Raw genomic sequence first — 21614 nt, 5'->3', positions numbered from 1 at the left:
TGCACGGTGAGTAATCTTGACCAGGAGTGACGCGCTGACGTGTGCGGGCTGTACGCGTCGGGGGCGCGCTTGTACGCGATGCGGGGCGTGACGGTTCTTGGCGGGAGGAGTTGCGGCATGAGTGACGAGGTCCAAGGACCGGAGCGTGAGCATGAGCAGGAGCCTGAGTCCGGTACGGGCATGCTGCACGTCTTCGGGCGGCAACTGAAGCTGTTCCGGGAGCGGGCGGGGCTGGACCGGTCGGAGTTCGGGGCGCTGGCCGGGTACTCGGCGTCGACGATCGCCTCGTTCGAGCAGGGGAGGCGGATTCCGCCGCCGAAGTTCATCGAGCGGGCGGATGAAGTGTTGGGGGCGGGTGGGGTGTTGAGCGCGGGGAAGGAGGAGGTGGGGCGGGCTCAGTATCCGGCGTTTTTTCGGGATGCGGCCAAGTTGGAGGGCGAAGCGGTTGAGCTCCACGTGTACGCCACCCAAGCGATGTCTGGGCTCTTGCAGACGGAGGAGTACGCACGGGCCGTGTTCACCATGCGGCGCCCGTTGCTGGACGAGGAGACGGTCGAGCAGCGTGTCGCGGCACGACTGGCCCGGCAGGACATCTTCTCTCGGGTGCCGATGCCCACCATTAGCTTCGTCATCGAGGAGTCGGTCCTACGGCGGCCGCTGGGCGGCTGGTCGGTGATGCGGGGACAGCTGGAGCAGATGCTCCTGATCGGCCAGCGGCGCAACGTCGAGATCCAGATCATGCCGACCGAGAGGGAGGAGCACGCTGGACTGGCCGGTCCGTTCACCTTGATCGAGACGAGGGATGGGCGGAGGATCGCGTGCGTGGAGGCGCACAAGGACAGCCGCCTCTACACGGAGCGGAAGTCGGTCCGGGCGTTCGAGGAGCAGTACGGGATCCTGCGGGCCGAGGCACTCACTCCGCGAGAATCGCTGGCCTTCATTGAGAAGTTGCTAGGGGAGACATGAGCGGCGAAGCGCTGACCTGGGTCAAGAGCAGCTATAGCAGCGGCGAAGGCGGTGAGTGCGTCGAGGTCGCCGTCGCCTCGGGCGCGGTGCACGTCCGTGACTCGAAGGACACGAGTCGGCCTGCGCTGACCGTGGAGCCCGCCGCCTGGGCCGCGTTCGTCGAGTACGCGGCGGTGTGACGACGACGGAGCCCTCGGCGCGTACGTACGTGCCGAGGGCTCCGGTGTGTCTCAGCGAGGCCAGCGACCGAGGGCGATCTCCTCGTCCAGGCGGGCCTGGAAGTGGGCGTGCGCGGCCCGCATCTCGGCTTCGCGGTCGGCCTTGTAGAAGGGGGCCGTGTAGCCGTCCGGGGGTGGGGTGCGCACAGGGTTTTCCAGGTGGGCCATGAGGTCGAGGTAGTCCTGCTTGGTCTGGCCGTGACCGTAGGTGTTGAAGTCGGCGGCGATCTTGCGGCCGTTGGCGTCGAACCAAGTCGCTGACTCGTAGTCGTACAGCTGGGGGTAGCGGGACTTGAAGATCGCGGCGAGTTGGTCGGCGGTGATGCCGAGCCAAACGGATACGAGGGCGTCGACTTCGACCTGGGCGGCTCGGCGCTCGTGCTCTGTGCGGAGGGGCGTGTCGTACTCCCAGGTCGGCTTGAGGCCGGCCGCGAGAGGCGTCAGCCCGGGCCAGTCGGGGTTGGCCCAGTCCTCGTAGCCCGCCCAGCGGGCGTCGAACAGTTCCGTCCAGAGAGGGGCGTAGTGGGTGGTTAGAGCGTTCAGGCGGAGGGAGCGTAGGAGTAGGGCAGGAGCGAGGGGGTGCTTGAGGTCGGGGGCAGGCATCTTGCGGGCCTCGCTGGTCTGGAGGTCAGAGCGGCCCGTGATGCGCAGTAGATAGTCCAGCGGAAGCGCTGCCCAGAATCCTCCGTTAAGGACGGTGAGGCGGTTGTCTGCAAAGGCCATGGACTGCACGGTGTGCACATGGGCAGGGCCAGGTGGGATGAGGGCGGCGTGCAGGCAACGGCTACTGTCAAAGGGGATCATGCGTCGCCAGGCCAGGCGGAAGAACGCGGTGAACGGTTCCCCGAGCCAGCGGCTCTGGGCCGCCATATACGTTGCTTCGTCGGAGGCCCGCACATAGTTGGTCACGGGTACGTATGTCTCCGTTAGGTCCGTGGGCGAAAGCAAGTCCCAGTCCCGGTTGCTCCGGCACGGGATCTTCGGCTCCTTCGAGAAGGGAAGCGCCGATGCGAAGTGCGGTCCTTGGAGGATGACGCCCGCGAACTCGGAGACGGCCTGGTTGCCCCAGCGGATTAGTCCGTCTTTCTTGGCAGCGCCTTCGTCGTATCCCGTTGTGATCAAGGGGTTAAAGTCGGCCAGTTTGTTGCTGTGGGCGGCCAGAGCCTGGATAGCGCCTTGCTCGCTGACGAGGACCGGGTACAAAAGGGCGGTTTCTGCTACTTCGCCCGTTGCCCCCTTCAGATCCCGCCAACTGGCGAGCAGCGCAGTGTCCACATGCACCACGCGCTCTCGGTGCGGCCGGATGTCCCACAAGCCGTTGTGCTTGATGCCGGGTGTGGCACCTTGTCCGTTGTGTGCCAGCGAATCGGGCAGAACATCGGCGCCGCGGAGTTCGCTGAGATGCAGGAAATCGGGCTCTCGCGGCGTGCCGTAGACGTGCATCCCGAATTCTGCAGAACGGTTGAGGTCTTCGAACGCCCAGTTCGCCGAGTTGACGAAATGTCCATGAACTCGGAGATGTCGATATGCGGCAGCCCGGATAGCGCCGTCCCGTACCCCGCCGAAGTGAGTGTCCGGATGGATCAGGCCCGCACTGCCGTGCGGTGCGATGTGCCGCCACACCTGGGCCATGAAGGCCCGGTATAGGTCGCTTTTCGTGCCGAGGAGGAGTGGATAGCTAACCGGACTGCTCAGTACCGCTGCGATCCCGGCATGGGCGGCCGACTCTCCTAGGAAGTAAGTTCTGTTGTCGCCAGTGGCACCAAGTACCTCCCGCTTGCGCAGGCGCCACTCCTCCGCACTCGGCTTCTCCGCTAGCACGAACCAGGGCTCCCGCTCCGCGAGTACCTGGTCCTCGCGCCAGTGCGGCTGTACCCAAGGGGGATTCCCCACCTGCAAATCAAACCCACCCGTCCGCGCAAACACCTGCGCGAACTCCAACTCCCAGTGAAAGAACCCCTGCTGCCCAGCAACATCCCGCACCACCGCAGCCCACGGATACCGCTCCTCCAAATGAAGAGCAGGATCCATCCCCATCAAATCTGGCAGCGCATCCTCATAAGGCTCAAGCTCATCCAGCCGCTCGAACTCCGAAACCAGCGAATCCGGAGGAACCTCCCGCCGCCCCAGCAACGACTCCGCGAAGTCCAACCAGTCATCCAGCTCGGCCAGCGGAATCACCGCCCGCCGTTGCTCGCCGACCGCTTCCTTCCGCCGCCCACTGCGCCGCTTGTCGAGGTTCTCCCGGGTAAGCGCAAGCTGCTTGGGATCGACGCCGAAGCCGGGCAGCGCATCCTCTTCCCACGTCATGAGGACACCCGAGTCCTCGTCGATGGCCTCGAACGCCCCCGACTCCTCCAGCTCAGCCACCCGCTGGTACCGCTCAGCGGTGCCGTCAAGCAGCCCAGCCCCCTGCACCGGCCAGAACCACAGCGCGCACCACGCGTCCATCAGCGTCTTCAGCCGCCAGTAAGGCGTGTCGACAGCCTCAAGATCCGCCAGCACCTCATCCCGCTGCACGGCGACCTCAGGCGCCCGCAGCCAGCCACCCTCCGCGCCCCACACGTCGATCCGCCGCGAGATGTCCCGCTCGGAGATCTCCAGGCGGCGCACCACGAGCCCCCACAGGTACTCGGCCCGCCGAGCCAGCCCCTGCAACCGCTCCGTCTGCTTCTTGGACGGCGACTTGGTGATGGCCTTCCGCCAGGCACCCAGCGCCTTCGACTCCTCCGGAGCCAGCGCCTTGGCCTCTTTCTCACCCGCAACCGCCCCCCACTCCTTGGCAGGCAGCAGGAAGTGATGGACCGCCCCCTCCGGCAGCCCCTCCGCCGCCTCCGTCAGCGGGAAACGCTCCGGGGTCGCCCCCAGCCAGCCCCCCTTCTTCAGCCTCTCGGCGGCGTAGACCTCCCTCCGGCCGCCGATCAGCGAGTTGCCCCGCCGCAGGTGCAGACCGAACCACGGCGCTTCCATCCCGGGGTGCATCGTGTTCAGCCACAGCGAGACCTCCGCCAGCTCCACGGCCGTCGAATTGAGGTCCACGCCATAGGAGTTGTGGAGCGCGATGTACGCCTTCGCCTTCTGCAGCTCGACCGCGTAGCGCTCCGTGTCGATGGCGACGCCCAGCTCGTCCTGCCGCCGCCGGAGGTACTCCGCCGCCACCTGGTTGATGGCCTCGTTCAAGAACGCGCCCGAGCCCAGCGCCGGCTCGCAGATCTTCCAGTCCAGCAGTTCCCGTGCTTCCGTCTCCTCAGTGAGGCGGTGCTGCAAGGCCAACTGCACGGTCACCTTGGTCAGCGACTCCGGCGTGTAGTACGACGCCGAGGTCTGCCGGTCACGGCCGGACAGGCGGTAGACGAACGAACCCGGCCGGTACCGGACCCGTACCTCCTCGCCCGTCTCCTCGTCCCGCCGCCGTACGAAGACCGAGTCGGGATACTCGTCCGCCTTCGACGCCGGCACCAGCCAGGAGCCGTCCTTCGAGTAGCCGCCCTTGGCGACCTCGTACAGCTCCTCGCCCGCCACGAAGCCGGAGTACGACATCAGGCCCTCGTACACGGCACCGAGCTGGTTGATGCCGAGCTGGGCATACGAGATGAACCCGCCGCGCTCACCCCGCTTGCCGCGCGTGAGCATCAGCAGGCGCAGGACGCGGTACAGGGTCGCGTTCCGCAGTCGCGTGTCCACGTACACCGGCTCGCCGGTCTCGTCCTCGTCGAAGCGCGGGTCGGCCACCGAGCGGCGCCCGATCAGACGGATCGACTCCGGTTCGAAGAGCTTGGAGTGCAGGGGCTCGAAGCGCAGGCCGATGTCCTCCGACCTGACGGTCTCGGCAGCCTCGCCGTGCGTCCGGCGCGAGCGGTATCCCTCCTGCACCATGCGGAAGAGCAGGTCGAGGGAGTCGTACAGGTACGTTCCCTCACGGGCCTTCTCGCCCACCAGGTCCCGCTCCGCCACCAGCTCACCCAGCCGACCGAGGCCGTAGCCCTGGTGGTACTCGGGGTAGTCCGACGGCAGGATGCCCAGCTCGGGGCGGGCCTCGGCGTACAGCAGGAACAGTATGCGGTAGAGGTAGCGCAGCGACTCGCGCGTCAGCTGCTTCGACAGCTCCGGGAGTTCCGCGACCTCGTCCGGGCGGACGCCCGCCGCCCGCAACCGGTTCAGCACCTCGTTGGCGATCAGCTCCACCGACAGGCGCAGACCGTCGCGCAGGTCGCTCGACACGCCCACCGCGTGCTTCGTCGACTTGTCGACCAGACCCGCCAGGGGGTTCTCTCCGCCCTCCTCCGGCGTGCGCAGCGAGTCCGCGCCGAACAGGGCGGCGAGGGTGTCCAGCTCGCCGCCCGCGCGGGTGTCGTTGCGTTCCAGGGCCGCGTCGAGCGAGGCGGCCAGGTACCGGCCCTCACCCCACGTCGCCCGGTCGGCCAGCACCACGACGCCGCCGACCAGCAGCAGCACGTACCGCGGCGGCTCCTCGCAGGCGAACAGGAACGACGCCAGCTTCGAGCCCGTCGTGACCTCGTTCGAGCCGTCCAGTGGCAGCGGATGGAGGAGACGGCCGGGGCCGTCCGGGTCCAGCGCCGCGTCCGGTTCGGCCGCCCAGCCGCAGTCCAGGGCCATCAGGCCCGGCTCGGCATGGGCGACCCGTACCTCGTACGTGTGGTCGGCGCGCTCGACCGTCAGCGTCTGCGGCTTCGCGTCGTAACCGAGTGCCCGCAACACCTCCCCGTTCAGCGCCGCCGCCCGCTCGCGCCAGGCCGGGGCGTCGTACGTCGTCGCGTCGTCGGGCTCGGCCGCCGCGTCAGCGAAGAACGCACGCGCCCGGAAGTAGGGGCGGCGCAGTTCGCGCAGCCCCAGACGCGGAGTCACGGGGAAGGAGTCCTCGGCGTCCTTGCCCTCAGCCGCGCGGGCGGCCGACTCCTCCCGCTCCTTCCAGGTCGCGAGCAGCCCCGACTTGAGGTCCTTGGGGAAGACCTCGGCCAGGTAGTGCGCGGAGAAGTAGTCGCCGCGGTTGACGAGAGAGTCGTACGACATGACGGAAAGGACCTCGGGGGATCGGGCGATCAGGCGGTGGAGTCGAGGACGGCGAGGACCCGGAGCATCGGGCGGCCGGTGGTCAGGAGCGAGTCGGCCAGGCCGGCCAGGTCGGACTTGGTGCGCTCACCCGCCAGGGTCGGCTGCTCCCAGTCGCCGAGCCGCCGCTTGTACTTCTCGATCGGGTCGGCCAGCGCCCTGTCCCACTCGTCGCTGTGCCGGCGCAGGAACCGTTCGGCCGCCTCCAGGGCGCCCGGGATGCCGGAGCTCAGCAGATCCAGGTCGTGGCCGTGCAGCGGGTTGGCCATGGTCGGGCCGACGCCCGCGCGGCGCAGTATGCCCACCATGTCGTCGGTGACCTCCCCTCCCTTTACCGCCATCCACTTCACGACCGTCGGGCGGCCCAGCGCGTTGGAGAAGATGCCCTGGACCAGATAGACGGGCGCGTCGACATCCGCGGTGATGACCGGCGCCTCCTGGCGGCCCAGCCGTACCAGCACCTTGTCCGTCAGCCACTCCACGACCGGATGGAGGTCGGTGAGGAGCGAGATCTCCGGCCAGCTGGAGGAAGACGATTCCCTCGCCCGGACCAGGGAGAGGTCGGCCAGCTTGCGGTTCAAGGTCACCAACAGACGCTCGTGCAGGCGCTGTTCGCGGCGGTAGTCCGGCGGCAGGGACCTCATGCGGTGGGTCAGGTCCGACGGCGGCCGGAACGAGATCAGGCCCGTCTCCGGGTCCTCGTCCAGCTCCAGCTGCCGCTGCGCGTCCGGGAAGACCTCGCGGATCGACTCGTCGACGAACTCGCGGGTGCCGGTGAACAGGCGCGGTACGTCGGCGGGGGCGGGCGGCGCGTCCCCGTCCACCTCCGCGGGCTCGTCGCCCACCGCGCCGAAGAAGTCCGCCAGGAAGTCCGTGCCGGAGTCCTCGGCCGCGGCTTCGCGCGCCGTCGCGTCCAGGGACTCGTCCACCGTGCGGCCGCGCAGCAGATCCTGGATCAGGGACTTCTCCTCGGCCTCCGCACGGTAGAGACCGGACACCGCCTCCGCCGTGCCCAGGCTGCGGTGCGCTTCGTCCTCGCGCTCCAGGAGGCGCTCGGCGACCGTGCGGTCGTCCTTCGCGCCTTCCACCTCGCTGGTGAGGATCAGCGCGCGGAACTGGGGCTGGTGGGCCTGGCCGTAACGGTCGATACGGCCGTTGCGCTGCTCGATACGGATCAGCGACCAGGGCACGTCGTAGTGGACGAGCTGGTGGCACTGACGGTGCAGGTTGACGCCCTCGGAGGCCACGTCACCCGTGAACAGCAGGCGCACCGGGGTGTCCGCGAGCCCGAAGTCCTCTACGCACTGCATCTGCTGCTCGTCGGAGAGACCACCGTGCATCACGCGCGCGGCTTCCTGAAGCGCTCTGCCCTTGAAGCCGAGGGCGGCCGGGATCGCCTTGCGCAGCCACTCCAGAGTCTGGACGCGCTCGGAGAACACGACGACCCGGGTGTCGCTCTGCGGGCCGACCCCGATGGCGCGCAGGTGCTCCACCAGGGCCCGGAACTTCGCCGAGTCCGCCTCCGACATGTCGAACGTGAGCTCGTTGAGGCGCTGGAGCGCGGCCAGTTCGGCCTCGGCCGCGCCGCCCTCCTTGGCCTTCAGAGTCCTGATGCGGGTGTCGACCGTCGAGGCCAGGGCCATGTGGGAGGAGAGAAAGGACTTCAGCAGTGTGTACGGGAAGAGGCGGCTCTCGCTCACCGAGGGTGTGTCCGGGTCCTGGGGGAGCCACACCTGCGCCAGTTCCTCGAAGATCTTCTCCTCGGCGGGCGTGGCCGCGCAGTGCACCGACGTGCTCGGGCCCCGGTCCGCCCACTGGCCCTTCATCTGCTCGCGGACCTCGGTGCTGATCTTCGTACGCCGGATGAAGAGGTGCTTGATGTCCTCCGCCTCGTACCGTTCCGGATCGCGGATCGCGGCCGGGTCGAGGAGGGAGATCAGCTCGGCGAAGGAGCGGGCGTCACCGTTGTGCGGGGTGGCGGAGGCCAGGATGAGCGCGTCGGTCTGCGGGGCGAGGAGCCGGGCCAGCTGGTTGCGCAGCGATCCGCGGTTGATGAGGTTGTGGGACTCGTCGATGACGACCGCGTCCCAGGTGATGCGCTCCAGGTGGTGCTTGTACTGGTCGGTGTTCTTCAAGGTGTCGATGGAGACGATGACACGCTTGAAGTACGTGAACGGGTTACGGCCGGCGGGGATCTCGCGCTGGATGCGTTCGATGCCGACCGAGTCGAGACGGATCAGCGGAATCGCGAAACGCGTCCACAGTTCGTGCTGGAACTGCTCCAGGACGTGCTGCGGCGTGACGACCAGGATGCGCTCGCCTCGGCCGCGGCGGATCAGCTCCGCCAGCGTCAGACCGATTTCAAGGGTCTTGCCCAGGCCGACCACGTCCGCGATGAGCAGGCGGGGGCGCAGGTTCTTGCCCGACAGCGCCAACTGCGCGGGCCGGTGCTGATACGGGAGCGGGTCGAGGAGGAAGCTGTTCGCGAGTGCCAGACCGCGCTCGGACTGCGGGAGAGGGGTCTTGCGCAGAATGGCTTCCAGGAAGAGGCGGCTGCGCCGGAAGTTCGGGGAGTCGTCGAACGTCAGCGTGGTCCTGCGCGGATCCATCAGCTGCACGTCGTCGAGTTTCGTGAAGAAGACCGCTTCCTGGTCTCGCACGAACTCGGAGACACCGACCGCCTCGATACGGTCGCCGTCGTGCGTGGTGCGCCGCACGTTCCGTACGAGCCACTCCTCGTCGCGGACCTCGATCTGCGAGCCGGGCGGGTACTTGGCGTCCCCTTGCTCACCGCTGAGGGGGGCGGTCTCGGCAACGCCGGCCTGCTCGACGGTCACGGGGCTGCCTCCTGTGCGGACGGAACTCTGGTGTCTCTCATGGTGGCGATGTTCTGGGCCACTTGGTGTGCTCTTGCCTGATGTCAGAACTTCGCACGCTGAGCGTAGGTCTCGCGCAGCTGTTGGGCTACGCGCCTGGCCTGTGCGGAATGCCTGATCTGTGGTGCACCGCGCCCGGGGCCCGTCCGCTTCTGAGCGCGGTGCGCGACGGGCGGGGTGTCGGGAGCCGGTTGCGCCGACGGAGGCTCGACGCCGGTGGGCGTGGCCTTCACCGTGGGCGTGTACGCGGCAGGCGGGGCAGCATCCTGCGCAAGCGGCATCGCGGGGTCGGCGGTCTCCAGCTGCTGGGGTGCCGGTGCCGTGGGCAGGTCCGCTCCGGCGGCTGCGCCAGGGGAGCCGGACGAGGCCCGCGTCGTCGGCTTGTCCTGGGGCGCTGCCGCGGTCGCGGCGGTGTACGTGGTCAGCCGACGCCGGGCCTGGGCGACCGTGAGCCCCTCGCTCTCGATCACGCCACGGCACCGCTGGACCACGCTCTGGAGGGTGGGACGGGCACTCGGATCGTGAGCGAGCATCGCCGTCAGCAGGGGGACCAGCTGGTCCGGAGCACCGGTCAGGTCCGGCTGCTTCTCGGGCTTGGTGATCAGATGGAAGAGGGCGTGGATGTTCTCCGCCTGGAAGGGATAGTGGCCGGTCGCCGCATAGAGAAGAACGGCCCCGAGCGCGTAGACGTCGACGGGCGCCAGCAGGGGCTTGACGCCGTTCGCCTGCTCCGGCGCCATACAGGCCGGAGTCCCCAGCACCGTGTTCGGGGCGGTGAGCGACGCGCTGGACTCCGTGAACACCGCGAGACCGAAGTCGATGATCTTCGGGCCGTTCGGGCCGAGCAGGATGTTCGCGGGCTTGAGGTCGCGATGCAGCAGGCCCTGCTTGTGGACGCCGGAGAGGGCCTCCGCGAGCGTCGCGCCGAGAGCGGCGACGAGCACGGCGGACAGCGGGCCGCAGCTGCTCACGTGCTTGCGGAGATCCGGACCGTCGACGTACTCGGTGGCGAGCCACGGCTGGTCCGCTTCCGGGTCCGCGTCCATGAAGGCGGCGATGCGCGGCCCCCAGACCGTCTTCAGGACCTCGACCTCCTGGGCGAAGCGCAGCCGCGTCTCCGAATCGACCACGGAAGGCTTGATGACCTTGACCGCGGCGGGCTCCCCGCCCTGCGACTCACCGAGATACACCTGGCCCATGCCGCCGTGACCGATGCGACCGAGTAGCTCGAAGTCGCCGAGCATGGTCGGGTCCTCGGGGCTCAGCGGCGCCGCGTTCACCTGAGTCTCGTCCCTTCGCCCTGGTCAGCCGGTATGTGCAGAGAGCAACGGTAGTCCACATGGGGGGAAGATCGTGTCGGGTCGTGCAGATGCGGCGGGGAGAGATCGTCTCGGGTGCTCCGGGAAGCGCCAGGCGCACGCTTTCAGGCATGGCGGTGCGCTCGAAATGTCTCCCGGGGGTGACAGCGCCCACGTACGCTCCGGGCGACCTTCGTTGCCCGCAGGCCCTCGGAGCCGCCCCATGCCCGCCCCTACCGACGCCGCGCAGACCGGTCACGCGGTGCTCGCGGCGCGCGGTGAGTGGGTGACGAACGAGAAGCGGTTGCTGGAGCGGGCCGGGCTGCGGGCGGTCGACGGGATCGTCTCGACGCTGGGGCACGGCGGTGACGGCAGCCGCGGGGGTTTCGGCGGCGGTGGCGGCGGGCTCGTCGGCGCCGTCGAGCGGGCCGAGTTTCTCTTCGAGGCCGCAGTCGCCCCGGCCCAAGACGCCGAATAATCCTTCGAAACAGAGGCGTTGTCGTTGCTAACGTCACCCGCGTGGCGAAACTCAATCAGATCATCGCAGTGGAGAAGGGCATCAAGTCCAAGGCGCACCAGGACCTGACGTCCGCGCACCACGGCCTGCAGAAGCCCGCGTTGCTGGCCGGTATCTCGCGGACCTACCAGCCCAAGGACGAGGAGGGCGAGCAGCTGCCGCCCGAGTCCACGCGGGTGCAGGTGAAGGCCGAGGACGTGCTGCGCGAGACCGCGGCGACGCTGACGCGGCTCTTCGACGTGACCGCCACCAAGGACTGGGCCAACTGCAGCGCACGGGCGGATGTGAAGGTGGACGGGCGGGTACTCGTCGCCGATGTGCCCGTGGCCTACCTGCTGTTCCTGGAGAAGCAGCTCGTCGATCTCAACACCTTCGTGCGGAAGCTGCCCGTCCTCGACGCCTCCGAGTCCTGGGCGCAGGACCCGTCCACCGACGCGTGGAAGACGGAGCCCGTGCGGACGCTGCGGACCAAGAAGGTGCCCAGGAACCACGTCAAGGCCGAGGCCACCGAGAAGCACCCGGCTCAGGTCGAGGTGTACTACGAGGACGTTCCCGTCGGGTACTGGACCACGGTGAAGTTCTCCGGTGCCCTTCCCGCCCGGCGCGTCAACGAACTCCTCGACCGCGTCGAGAAGTTGCAGCAGGCCGTGAAGTTCGCCCGGGAAGAGGCGAACGGCACCGACGTCGTCGACCAGCGGGTGGGTGACGCCGTGTTCGGCTACCTGTTCGGGTAGCCTTCGAGAATCCCCGGTCCCTTGAGACCGGGGTGCGCGAGGAGCGCAAGCTGAAGCTGAAGCTTGTCGTGACGAAGCGGTTCCAGTGGAGGTTCGAGCCCTCCCCGCGGCATTCATCCCGTGCCGCGGTAGCCCAAATGGCAGAGGCAGACCGCGATCAATCTCAGACTCTCGCTCCAGACTCAGCATTCGCCGCCGATCGCCGGATCGACCGGGCCCGGGCCCCAGCACGTCGAAATGCAGGTTCAAGTCCTGCCCGCGCAGCTCGATGCGCGGTGGTCCAAAGGCAGGACGCGACGACATAACGACTGACCCGAGTCCTCAAGCGTGCCGGCGTGTGACGATGGGCGGCCTTCGAGGGCCCGGGGGCAGGCTACGCCCCCGGGTCCACCTCCGTTCACGCCCCGGCTCCCTCTGCGTTCCCCCCGGATCCACCCGCTTCACGCCCCGAGCCCACCTGCGTTCGCGATGACATTGAGTTCATAAAGAACTCGGCTCTCCGGTCATCCGTCACGCCCCGGAAACCTGATCGTCCCATTTGCTCCGGGAACACGATCTACCGTGGGCACCACAGCCCACCACTCGGCCACCGTCGCCCGAAGGCTCACCCAGCCCTCGTCCGGACAGGAGCCCCGTGTCCCGCCCCGTTCCCGCACTGCCGCCCTGGCTCGCCCATGCCCTCCGCGCCCAGCGCGGGCCCGTCCCCTGGAGCGCGGTCACCCGGGGTGCGCTGGCCGCCGGACCGCTGCTGCTCGCCGCCGTCCTCACCGACCGCACCTCCCTCGGCGTCGTCGCCGCCATCGCCGCCATGCTCGCCGGGATCAACGACCGGCCCGGCAGCCGGCGGGCGGCTGTCAGATGGCTCGGGGTGCCCGCGCTGGCCGGGGCCGCGGGGCTGCTCGTGGGGACGTACGCCGGACAGCACGTCGGAGCCGTGCCGCTGACCCTCGTCCTCACCGGGCTCGGACTCCTCGCCGGAGGCATGAGCGCCGTCGGGCCCGTCGCCTCCGGCGCCGGTACGCAGCTGCTCGTCGCCTCCGCCATCGGGGCCGGGATGCCGCTGCCCGAGCCGGGGTGGCAGCGGGCTCTGGCCTTCCTCGCCGGGGCCGGATGGCTGCTCGCGCTGCGGCTGGCCCTGCCCACGCCCGGTGCGATCGCGGGCGACTACCGGTTCGACGGGGAGCGGGACGCCGTCGCCGGGGTGTACGACGCCGTCGCCGAGCTGCTGGATGCCGTCGGGACCGAGGAAGCCGTCGCCCGGCGGGCCGCGCTCACAGGCGCCCTCGACCATGCGCAGGACGCCCTCGCCGGGCCCCGGCTGCGGCGGTACGCCGGCTCCACGGCCGAACGCCGACTGCATGCGCAGTACGCCGCCGCTCTGCCGCTCGCCGAGGCCGCGACCGCCCTGGCCTGGGCGGGGGAGGCCGTCGGTGAACGGGCCTCGGCAGGGCCGCGGCTCCTCGCCGCCGCCGTGATGGGCAACCGTGGCACCGGGCCGCTGCCCGCGCCCGGCCTCCCCCACGCTCGCCTTCACTCGCGCGGGGGGACCCCCGTCGCGCCCGCCCTCCGGGCCCTGGACGACGCCCTCCTGCGCGCCGCCGAGGCCTTCGACCGGGCCGAGGGCGCAGAACACCGGGTGCTCACCCGCCGTCGCCGTGCGCGGGACCTCGTCCGGGCCGCGCTCGGCACCGGCGGACGCGAGTACGGCCTGCGCGTGGCCCTCTGCCTCGGCGCCGCCGCGGCCATCGCCCAGGCCCTGCACCACGCCCGCTGGTACGGACAGCACCAGCACTGGTACTGGCTGCCCGTCACCGCCGTCTTCCTCGTCAAGCCCGACCTCGGGCCGCTTGCCTCCCGGGTGCTGTGCCGGGCGGCGGGGACCGTCCTCGGCGCCCTCGTCTTCGCGGGCTTTGCCGCCGTGCTGCCGCGGCCCGAGGGGCTTGTCGCGCTGGTGGCGGTCAGCGGGGCGCTCATCCCCGTCGCCATCCGGCACTTCGCCGCCCTGACCGCCGTCGTCACCGTGCTCGTCCTCGCCCTGGTCATGGTCGGCGGGGAGCCGCAGGCCTCCGTCAGCCGGATCGGCGAGACGCTGCTGGCCTGCGCGATCGTGCTGATCGTCGGGCATCTGCCGATGGCGGGGGAGCGGGGCGGCGGCGTGCGTGCGCGGCTCGCGGCGGCCGGGAGCGCCGCGGACGCCTATCTCGACCACGTCCTGGGCGAGTCCGACGACCGGACGGAGCGGTGGGCCCTGCGGCGGGAGGCCTACCGCACCCTGTCCGAGGCCCGTACGGCCATCGCCCTCGCCGCCGCGGAGCTGCCCGCCCTCGCCCGGCACACCGAGGGCACGGACGCCGTCGCGGCCGTCCTCGAACGGCTGGTCGACACGACCACGGCGTGCGCCGTGCACCTCGACGACACGGGACGGCTCACGCCGCACCACACCGAGCGCCTCGACGAGCTGCTGGCCGAGCTGGAGCTGGGGTGGGAGCGGCTGGGGTTTCCGGCGGCTCCGCGGCGGCCGAGGACGCCCGTCGCCGTGTGACCGGTTCGGCCGGATGTGACCGGCTCGGCCGTCCGGTGAGCGGCTCAGCCGCACGGTGACCGGCTCAGCCCCGTGTGACCGCCCCGGTCAGCCGATCCGTACCCACACCGGCGCGTGGTCCGAGCCCGGTTCGTCCCGGCGCCGCGCCGGATCCGGGCCCACCGACGGCAGCTGCAGGGCATCGGCGCCGGGCAGCCCGGTGCCCGCCTCCGTGATCCGGTGGGCCAGGTGGTGGCTGACCAGGATGTGGTCGATCAGCTCGCGGCGGTCGGCGTTGATGCGGGAGTAGCGCCGGTCGGCCGGTATCAGCGGGGCCACGTCCCACAGCCGTACCGCGTCGCCGTTGTCGGGGCGGTCGAAGCCGGGCGTGCGGAACTCGGAGCCGGGCGGGCCGAGCAGGATCTGGGTGGTCGCGGCCTGCACCTCGTCGTTCAGGTCGCCGAGGACGGCCACATCGCGGGTACGGCCCTCACCGGCCAGCAGTTCGTCCGCCAGCGCCCGCAGGGCCGCCGCCTCGGCGGCACGCCGGTACAGGGCGTACGCCCCGTAGCGCGCCCGCTCGCCCTCGTCCTCCGGGACGAAGCGGCCCCGCGGGTACGACAGCAGCTTCGACTTGAGGTGGGACACCGCCACCGTCAGCGGCCCGGCCTCGGTCTCCGTGGCCACCGCCAGGAAGCCGCGCCCCGCCTGGGACACCCCCACGCCCGAGTCGTCCTCCTGCACCGGGCGCAGCTTCGCCGGGAACGCGGCCGTGTCGGCCACCACCCGCAGTTCCGTGCGGGCGAGGAAACCGACCCGTATGCCACGGCCGTCGGCGTGCTCGGAGAGCGCCAGGTGCCAGTCGCCGTCCAGCATCCCGGCCAGGTCCTCCAGGGCGCCGGGTTCGCCGACCTCCTGTACGCCGAGCAGGGCCGGGTCGAGCTCCGTGATCACGGCGGTGAGGGCGGCGAGCTTCGTCTCGTACGCGGCCTTGTCCTTGGGGCCGTACGGGCCGCCGGGACGATAGAGGTTCTCTAGGTTCCAGGTGCCTAGGAGCATGCCGGGCTCCTTCCAGAAGCCGGAGGCGGGCTGTGGTGCGGCCAGCGTGCTCGCCCGGGCCGCACCGGGGACAGGGCCAGGACCGGATCCGCGCTTCGGCTCACCCGACCCGATGACCCTGCCGTACGTTGGCGCAATGAGTCCCGCGCCCGCCGACCTCATCATCACCGGATGCACCGCACTCGTGCACGACGATCAAGAACGGATCGGGTTCCGGGAGGACGCCGCGATCGTCGTACGGGACCGGGTCATCGACACGGTGACCGGCTCCGCGGCCGTGCGCGGCCTGCCCGCCGCCGAGCGCTTGGATGCCCGCGGCCAGGTCGCGATGCCCGGCCTGATCAACTGCCACACGCACGCTCCGATGGTGGCCCTGCGGGGCCTGGCCGAGGATCTGCCGACCGAGGAGTGGTTCAACGACGTCGTGTGGCCCGTCGAGTCCAACCTGACCGAGCAGGACGTGGCGCCGGCCGCGCGGCTGGCCTGCGCGGAGATGATCCGGGGCGGTGTCACCTGCTTCGCCGACCACTACTTCGCCATGGACGCGGTCGCCGCCGTCGTCGCCGAGTGCGGGATCAGGGCTCATCTGGGGGAGGCCTACTTCTCCTCGCAGGGAACCGAAGGGCGGGAGAAGTCGCTGGAGTTCGCGCTGCGGCACCGGGGCGGCGCCGACGGCCGCATCACCACCGCCCTTGCCCCGCACGCCCCCTACACCGTCACTGACGACGACCTCGCCGCCACCGCCGAACTCGCCCGCACCCACGGCCTGCCCGTCCACATCCATGCCGCCGAGAACCGCGACCAGACCGAGACCAGCCTCGCCCGGCACGGAATGACCCCGATCGGGGTCCTGGAACGCACCGGCCTCCTCGACACCGGCCTGCTCATCGCCCACGGCACCGGCATCGTCGAAGGCGACCTGCCCCTGCTGGAGCGCACGCAGGGCCGTACGGCGGTGGCCACCGCGCCCCGCGGCTACCTCAGGTTCGGCTGGCCCACCACCACACCGGTACGGGCGCTGCGTTCCGTCGGCGTCCCGGTCGGACTCGCCACGGACGGAGCCGCCTCCAACAACTCCCTCGACGTGTGGGAGTCGATGACCCTGACGTCCCTGATGCAGAAGTCCGCCGAGGGTGACGCGCGTTGGCTGACATCCCGTCAAGCCCTGCACCACGCAACCCTCCAGAGCGCACGGGCGGTCGGTCTGGGCGACCGCGTCGGCGCCCTCGCGCCGGGCCGCCGGGCCGACATCGTCCTCGTCGACCTCACCGGACCGCACACCCAGCCCGTCCACGACCTCGCCGCCACCCTCGTGCACAGCGCACGTTCCTCCGACGTCCGCACCACCGTCGTCGACGGACGGATCCTGATGCGTGACCGCGAGCTGCTCACCATCGATGTGCCCACGGTGGTGGGGGAGTTGGCGGAGCGGCTGCCGGCGCTCGTGGACCGCAGCCACGGGAAGCGCATCCAGGAATACACCACCTGACGGTTCCCTAGGGTGGGTCCCATGGATCTTGCGGACGGCCTCATCGACCACCCCTACGACGTTTACGCGCGACTGCGCGACAGCGCGCCCGTGCACCGCATCACCGGGCCGGACGGCACCCCCGCCTGGCTCGTCACCCGCTACGAGGACGTCCGGGCGGCCCTCGGCGACCAGCGTCTGTCCCTGGACAAGACGCATGCCACGGCGGGCACCTACAAGGGGTTCGCCCTGCCGCCCGCCCTGGACGCCAACCTCCTCAACATGGACCCGCCCGACCACACCCGCATCCGCCGCCTGGTCGCCCGGGCCTTCACCCCGCGCCGTGTCGACCACCTGCGCGAGCCGATCCGGCGCACCGCCGACCGGCTCCTCGACGGATTCGGGCCGCACGGCACCATCGACCTGGTCGCCGCCTATGCGGCGCCCCTGCCCATCACCGTCATCTGCGATCTGCTCGGCGTCCCGGACGAGCACCGTCTGGACTTCCGCATCTGGACGGACACCCTGGTCGCTCCCGACCCGGCACGGCCCGAGGCAGGCCGGGAAGCGGTCGTCGCCATGGTCGGCTACTTGACCCGGCTTCTCGCCGACAAGCGTGCGGAGCCCGCCGACGATCTGCTCTCCGACCTGATCGCCGTTCGCGACGAGGGTGACCGGCTCACCGAGGACGAGCTGATGTCGCTCGCCTTCCTCATCCTCTTCGCCGGGTACGAGAACACCGTCCAGCTCATCGGCAACGCGGTGCTCGCCCTGCTGCGGCACCCCGAGCAACTCGCCGCGCTGCGCAAGGACCCGGCGCAGCTCCCGTCCGCTGTCGAGGAGTTTGCCCGCTACGAGGGCCCCGCCCTGTTCGCCATCAGGCGCTTCCCGACCGAGGACGTGACCATCGGCGGTGTCACCGTCCCGGCCGGCGAGACGGTCTGGGTGTCGCTGTCCGCGGCCAACCGCGACCCCGCCCGCTTCCCGGACCCCGACCGCCTCGACCTCGGCCGCGACGCCTCCGGCCATCTCGCCCTCGGGCACGGCATCCACTACTGCCTGGGTGCGCCACTGGCCCGCGCCGAGACCGAGATCGCGGTGGGTGCCCTGCTGGAACGGTTCCCGGACCTCGCCCTCGCCGACGAGGAGCTCCGGTGGCGCCCCTCCCTGCGGGCCCGTGGGCTGCTCGCACTGCCGGTGACGTACTGAGAGGACCCACGCACGGACGGTGTCCGTAATGCCGTAAAGTCAACGGATCCTCACCGTCCGCGTTGAGCCGGTGTCAAGTAGGTCTCAGTCACGTTACCGGGCGAGGCGTTTCTCCCCTCCGGAGCGTTAACTCCTACAAGTACGACGCTTTCTGGAGGTGCAGGATGGTGAACGGGCGAACAGTGCTCGAACGCTTTCCCGCCGGCGGACCGCGAGGCTCGTGGCCGGCCGAGGAGTTCGCTCACGCGCGACGTCTGGAAGGGCTGCCCGCCGAGGTCGTGATGGACCTCGCGACGGACACGTTCCTGGTGATCGTCCGCGGCGGCGAGAGCGCGGACTAGCGACCGGTGCCGGTCAACCGGCCTTCGGGGCGGGGAGTTTCGCGGTGAACTGGTCGGCCTGGAGTCCGTACAGCTCCGCGTAGACACCGCCGCCGGCGAGGAGTTCGTCGGGGGTGCCGGACTCCACCACGCGGCCCTGTTCGAGGACGTGCACCAGATCGGCGTGGCGCACCGACGCCAGCCGGTGGGTGATCAGCACGACCGTCTGACCGTTGCCCGCCAGCGCCCGGATCTTCTCGAAGACCTCCAGCTCGGCCCTGGCGTCCAGGGCCGCCGTCGGCTCGTCCACGATCAGGATGCGCCCGCGCCGGTACGCGGCGCGGGCGATGCCGAGGCGCTGCCACTGGCCGCCGGACAACTCGTGCCCGCCGCTGAAGTTCCGTGCCAGCAAGGTGTCCAGACCACGCGGCAGATCCGCGACCACGTCCTGGGCACCCGCCTCGGCGACCGACGAGGCCAGGCGCTCCTCGGTGAGCGGCGCCGCGGAACGGCCGACGGCGACATTGACCTTCGCGGTGAAGGGCCAGCGCTTGAAGTCCTGGGCGACCATCGCGATGCGCTCGGCCAGCTCGTGCCGATCGGCGGTGGCCGCGTCGACGCCGTCCCACATGATCCGGCCGCGGTCCGGCTTGTAGAGGCCCGCCAGCAGCTTGACCAGAGTGGTCTTGCCCGAGCCGTTCTCGCCGACCAGCGCCACGATCCGGCCCAGCGGGAGAGCGAGCGAGACGTTGTCCAGGGCGGGCCGGGCGGCCTCACCCGGATAGGCGAAGGTGACGTTCTCGAACCGGATCTCCCTCGGATCCTCGGGCAACGGCTCCCCGCCGATCGGGATCGCCCGCTCGGCCGCCTCGACGTACAGCCGTTGCAGATCGCCCACGAACAGGGCTTCCTCATGGAGTTGGTTGATCTCCAGGACGAGCGTGTCGAGGCTCGCGGAGCCGGTGCGGATGGCGATGACCGCCGTACCGGCCACGGACAGCGCCATCGCCCCGGACAACAGCAGCGCGCCCAGGGTCGCGTACGTCGCGGCGGTCGCCAGGCCCGTCCAGGCCGCCGCGATCAGGCCCGTGCGCGCCGCGAGCCGGGCCAGCCGGGCCTGCTCCGCCTCCGCCGTCTCCGACATCGCGCGGAAGTGCCGCAGCAGGAACGGGCCGACGCCGTGCACACGGATCTCCGGGGCGGCCTCCGGTTCGGTGAGCAGGGCGCTGATCAGGTGCCCGGCGCGGGCGTGCTGCACCCAGGTGTGGAAGGACTCGTAGCGGCGCCGGGCGTTGGTCAGCGCGCCCCAGGCGCTCGGCAGGGTCATGGTCACCAGCAGCGGCAGCAGGGCCGGGTGCAGCACGGTCAGTACGCCCGCCGCGGCGGCGAGCGAGATCACCGCGTTGATCACCCGGGTGCCGTAACTGATCATGCGGCGGGCGGACTGGGCGCCGTACTGCGCGGTGTCCAGCAGCTTGTGGAAGGCGTGGTCCTCGATCGCGGAGAGCTCCACGGCTGCCGCGCGCTCCAGATACAGCTCGGTCGCCACCCGCTCCACCTTGGGCTCCAGGCGGCCGGTGGCGTAGGTCGACGCGGCCCGCAGCAGGGCGCCCACCAGCATCACCGCGGCCATGGCGACCAGGGCGGGCGCGGCGCCGCGCAGCCGCTCCTCGATCGGGCCGGCGCCGATCAGCCGCCCCAGCACGCTGTTCACCGCCAGCAGGCTCACCGCCTGAGCCGCGCCCCGGCCCGCCTCGGCGGCCAGCACGGTCCGCGCGGCCCGGGCGTCGGCCTGCCGGGCCAGCCGGAAACTCGACGCCAGCATGCCGGGCAACCGTGTCACCATGGCCCGGAAGTCCAGCTCCAGGAAGGCGTCCCGGTGCTGGTTCCATCCCATGTCGTACCGCAACGGCCCCCCGAACAGCAGCCGTTCCGACTCGGACACCTCGGGTGTGACCCCGCCGTGCCTCCTACCCACTGTTGACCTCCCCCGGACGTGGACGGACGGCCACTATCGCGGGGCGGACCTTTCGGGGGCAGGGCGCGCGGCGCGACGACGCGAGCACGCGGGCGTGCGCCCTGCCCGGAGCCGTCGGCTTCCGGAGGCCGGCCACGCCTGCCGGGCAGGCGCACCGCTCATGCGCTGATCGGTCGTGACCAGTCCGGGGTCGTCCCGGTCACCCGGCACAGCGTCAGGTACAGCGGGATCGGCGGGGTGTACGGAACCGTGCCGTCCGGCCGGTTGAGAAGGCGGGCCGCCTCGGGGATCGGGGCGCCGGGGGCGTAGTGGGCGGGGAAGGGCCAGGGCAGGGCGTAGTCGGAGTCGGACGGGACGATCCACCACCAGTGCGCCTCGTCGGCGTACACGCAACCCACGCGAGGCAACCGGGGCACGATCAGGGGCCCGAAGCGGGCCGGTATGGCCACCGCGTCGCAGCCCAGCGGCGCCGTCATGCCCGCGGGCAGTGGCAGGCGTCCGGTCGCGCCCGAAGTGACCTGCTCGCGCCTCAGCCGGACCAAGGTGTCCAGACCGAACACCTGTCCGTACCTGGGGGCGCCGCTCACGGCCATTCCGGCAGCGTACGGCGCCGGGCTTCGGCCTGGGACCCCACGCGGTGCCGTGTCCGGGCCTCCTCCTCGTCCGAGCCGTTGGACTGGCCCGGCTTGGGGCGTGGCGCGCCCCAGCCCAGGTCGTTGCGCGGCTCGGGCATGTCGCGGGCGGCGTCGGTCTGGCGCGGCAGTTCGGCCCAGACCAGCAGCCCGGGACCGTGCTCCTGGGCTCCCCAGGCCTGACAGACGGCGTCGACGAGGAGCAATCCCCTCCCGTGCTCCTCCTCGGGCCGCTGCGGCGACGGGTGGGGCTCACCCGGGGCGCAACCCTCGTCGCGCACGGCTATGCGCACCGTGTCGTCGTGGTCGTGCAGTTCGCACACCACACGGCTGCTCGCGGTGTGCACGATCGCGTTGGTGACCAGCTCGGATATGACCAGAGCCGCCGTGTCGCAGGTGTCCGCGCAGACCGACCAGCCGGTCAGCCGGGCGCGCGTCAGGCGTCTCGCCTGCGCGGGAGAACCCGGATGTGCGGCCAGCTCGAACCGGAACCGGCGCGCGGCAGCGGCCCCGCCTGGGGCGACTCCCGCATCGGCGCCGAGACCGGAACGGTCTGCGGCGGCGTCTGTTCCTAAGGGCGCGGACGGAATCACGCTTGCCACTATCTCCCCGCCGTGAACACTTGGCAAGTGTCACTCTGAAAAATGCAGAGTGCTGTATGACGCGGTGAAGGGCCGTGGCACACTGCTCGCAACAGCACCTCGGGCGGCGCCAGTTGGGATCAATCGGGGATCCGTCGGATCCTTCG

Annotated in this window: 14 protein-coding genes and 1 pseudogene; 8 read left to right on the top strand and 7 right to left on the bottom strand. The window is 70.6% G+C overall.

Features of this window, described 5'->3' with window-relative positions:
• Positions 1–117: 117 nt before the first annotated feature.
• The gene (locus Q8A52_RS18525) at positions 118–966 is read left to right on the top strand and encodes a helix-turn-helix domain-containing protein (protein WP_316753532.1); all 849 of its coding nucleotides are present in this window, start codon (positions 118–120) and stop codon (positions 964–966) included.
• Entirely contained in the window at positions 963–1145 is a 183-nt protein-coding gene (locus Q8A52_RS18520; RefSeq protein ID WP_316753531.1) for a DUF397 domain-containing protein, read from the top strand. The genes Q8A52_RS18525 and Q8A52_RS18520 overlap by 4 nt, the downstream gene beginning before the upstream one ends.
• Positions 1146–1196: 51 nt before the next feature.
• Here the strand turns inward: Q8A52_RS18520 and Q8A52_RS18515 are convergent, their stop codons facing one another.
• The 3 genes from Q8A52_RS18515 to Q8A52_RS18505 form a co-directional block, all read right to left on the bottom strand.
• Positions 1197–6215 carry a class I SAM-dependent DNA methyltransferase gene (locus tag Q8A52_RS18515; protein WP_316753530.1) on the bottom strand — a complete coding sequence of 1673 codons (5019 nt, stop codon included), beginning with the start codon at positions 6213–6215 and terminating at the stop codon, positions 1197–1199.
• Between the two features lie 29 nt (positions 6216–6244).
• Positions 6245–9091 carry a DEAD/DEAH box helicase gene (locus Q8A52_RS18510; protein WP_316753529.1) on the bottom strand — a complete coding sequence of 949 codons (2847 nt, stop codon included), beginning with the start codon at positions 9089–9091 and terminating at the stop codon, positions 6245–6247.
• 83 nt (positions 9092–9174) lie between these two features.
• A complete protein-coding gene (locus tag Q8A52_RS18505; RefSeq protein ID WP_316753527.1) occupies positions 9175–10410 on the bottom strand; it encodes a serine/threonine-protein kinase in 1236 nt (411 codons plus the stop codon).
• Positions 10411–10663: 253 nt separating this feature from the next.
• On the opposite strand from Q8A52_RS18505, the pseudogene Q8A52_RS18500 reads away from it, so the two are divergent.
• From Q8A52_RS18500 to Q8A52_RS18490, 3 genes and pseudogenes are all read left to right on the top strand, one after another.
• Positions 10664–10906, top strand: a pseudogene (locus Q8A52_RS18500) (hypothetical protein); the annotation flags it as partial.
• A 41-nt stretch (positions 10907–10947) separates the two neighbouring features.
• Entirely contained in the window at positions 10948–11679 is a 732-nt protein-coding gene (locus Q8A52_RS18495) for a DUF7873 family protein (protein WP_316753525.1), read from the top strand.
• A 634-nt stretch (positions 11680–12313) separates the two neighbouring features.
• Positions 12314–14221 (top strand): FUSC family protein, encoded by a 1908-nt coding sequence (locus tag Q8A52_RS18490; RefSeq protein WP_316753523.1) that lies wholly within the window; start codon positions 12314–12316, stop codon positions 14219–14221.
• An 87-nt stretch (positions 14222–14308) separates the two neighbouring features.
• Here Q8A52_RS18490 and Q8A52_RS18485 read toward each other — a convergent pair whose 3' ends face one another.
• Positions 14309–15259, bottom strand: a complete 951-nt coding sequence (locus Q8A52_RS18485) for an endonuclease/exonuclease/phosphatase family protein (RefSeq protein ID WP_316753521.1) — start codon at positions 15257–15259, stop codon at positions 14309–14311.
• A gap of 136 nt (positions 15260–15395) precedes the next feature.
• Between Q8A52_RS18485 and Q8A52_RS18480 the strand changes: the two genes are divergently transcribed.
• From Q8A52_RS18480 to Q8A52_RS18470, 3 genes are all read left to right on the top strand, one after another.
• Positions 15396–16748: an amidohydrolase gene (locus Q8A52_RS18480; RefSeq protein WP_316753519.1), complete on the top strand. Its 1353-nt coding sequence runs from the start codon at positions 15396–15398 to the stop codon at positions 16746–16748.
• A 21-nt stretch (positions 16749–16769) separates the two neighbouring features.
• The gene (locus tag Q8A52_RS18475; protein WP_316753517.1) at positions 16770–17936 is read left to right on the top strand and encodes a cytochrome P450 family protein; all 1167 of its coding nucleotides are present in this window, start codon (positions 16770–16772) and stop codon (positions 17934–17936) included.
• Positions 17937–18100: 164 nt separating this feature from the next.
• Entirely contained in the window at positions 18101–18277 is a 177-nt protein-coding gene (locus tag Q8A52_RS18470) for a hypothetical protein (protein WP_316753515.1), read from the top strand.
• A 13-nt stretch (positions 18278–18290) separates the two neighbouring features.
• Here the strand turns inward: Q8A52_RS18470 and Q8A52_RS18465 are convergent, their stop codons facing one another.
• The 3 genes from Q8A52_RS18465 to Q8A52_RS18455 all read right to left on the bottom strand — a co-directional run bounded on the left by Q8A52_RS18465 (position 18291) and on the right by Q8A52_RS18455 (position 21468).
• On the bottom strand, positions 18291–20153 hold the full coding sequence (locus tag Q8A52_RS18465; protein WP_316753921.1) for an ABC transporter ATP-binding protein: 1863 nt from the start codon (positions 20151–20153) through the stop codon (positions 18291–18293).
• Between the two features lie 239 nt (positions 20154–20392).
• Positions 20393–20827: a hypothetical protein gene (locus Q8A52_RS18460; RefSeq protein WP_316753514.1), complete on the bottom strand. Its 435-nt coding sequence runs from the start codon at positions 20825–20827 to the stop codon at positions 20393–20395.
• Positions 20818–21468 (bottom strand): ATP-binding protein, encoded by a 651-nt coding sequence (locus Q8A52_RS18455; protein WP_316753512.1) that lies wholly within the window; start codon positions 21466–21468, stop codon positions 20818–20820. Before Q8A52_RS18455 ends, Q8A52_RS18460 begins: the two co-directional genes overlap by 10 nt.
• Between the last annotated feature and the right edge of the window lie 146 nt (positions 21469–21614).

The organism is Streptomyces herbicida, assembly GCF_032656585.1.
Lineage (GTDB): Bacteria > Actinomycetota > Actinomycetes > Streptomycetales > Streptomycetaceae > Streptomyces > Streptomyces herbicida.
This window is presented reverse-complemented; position numbering and strand designations above follow the sequence as displayed.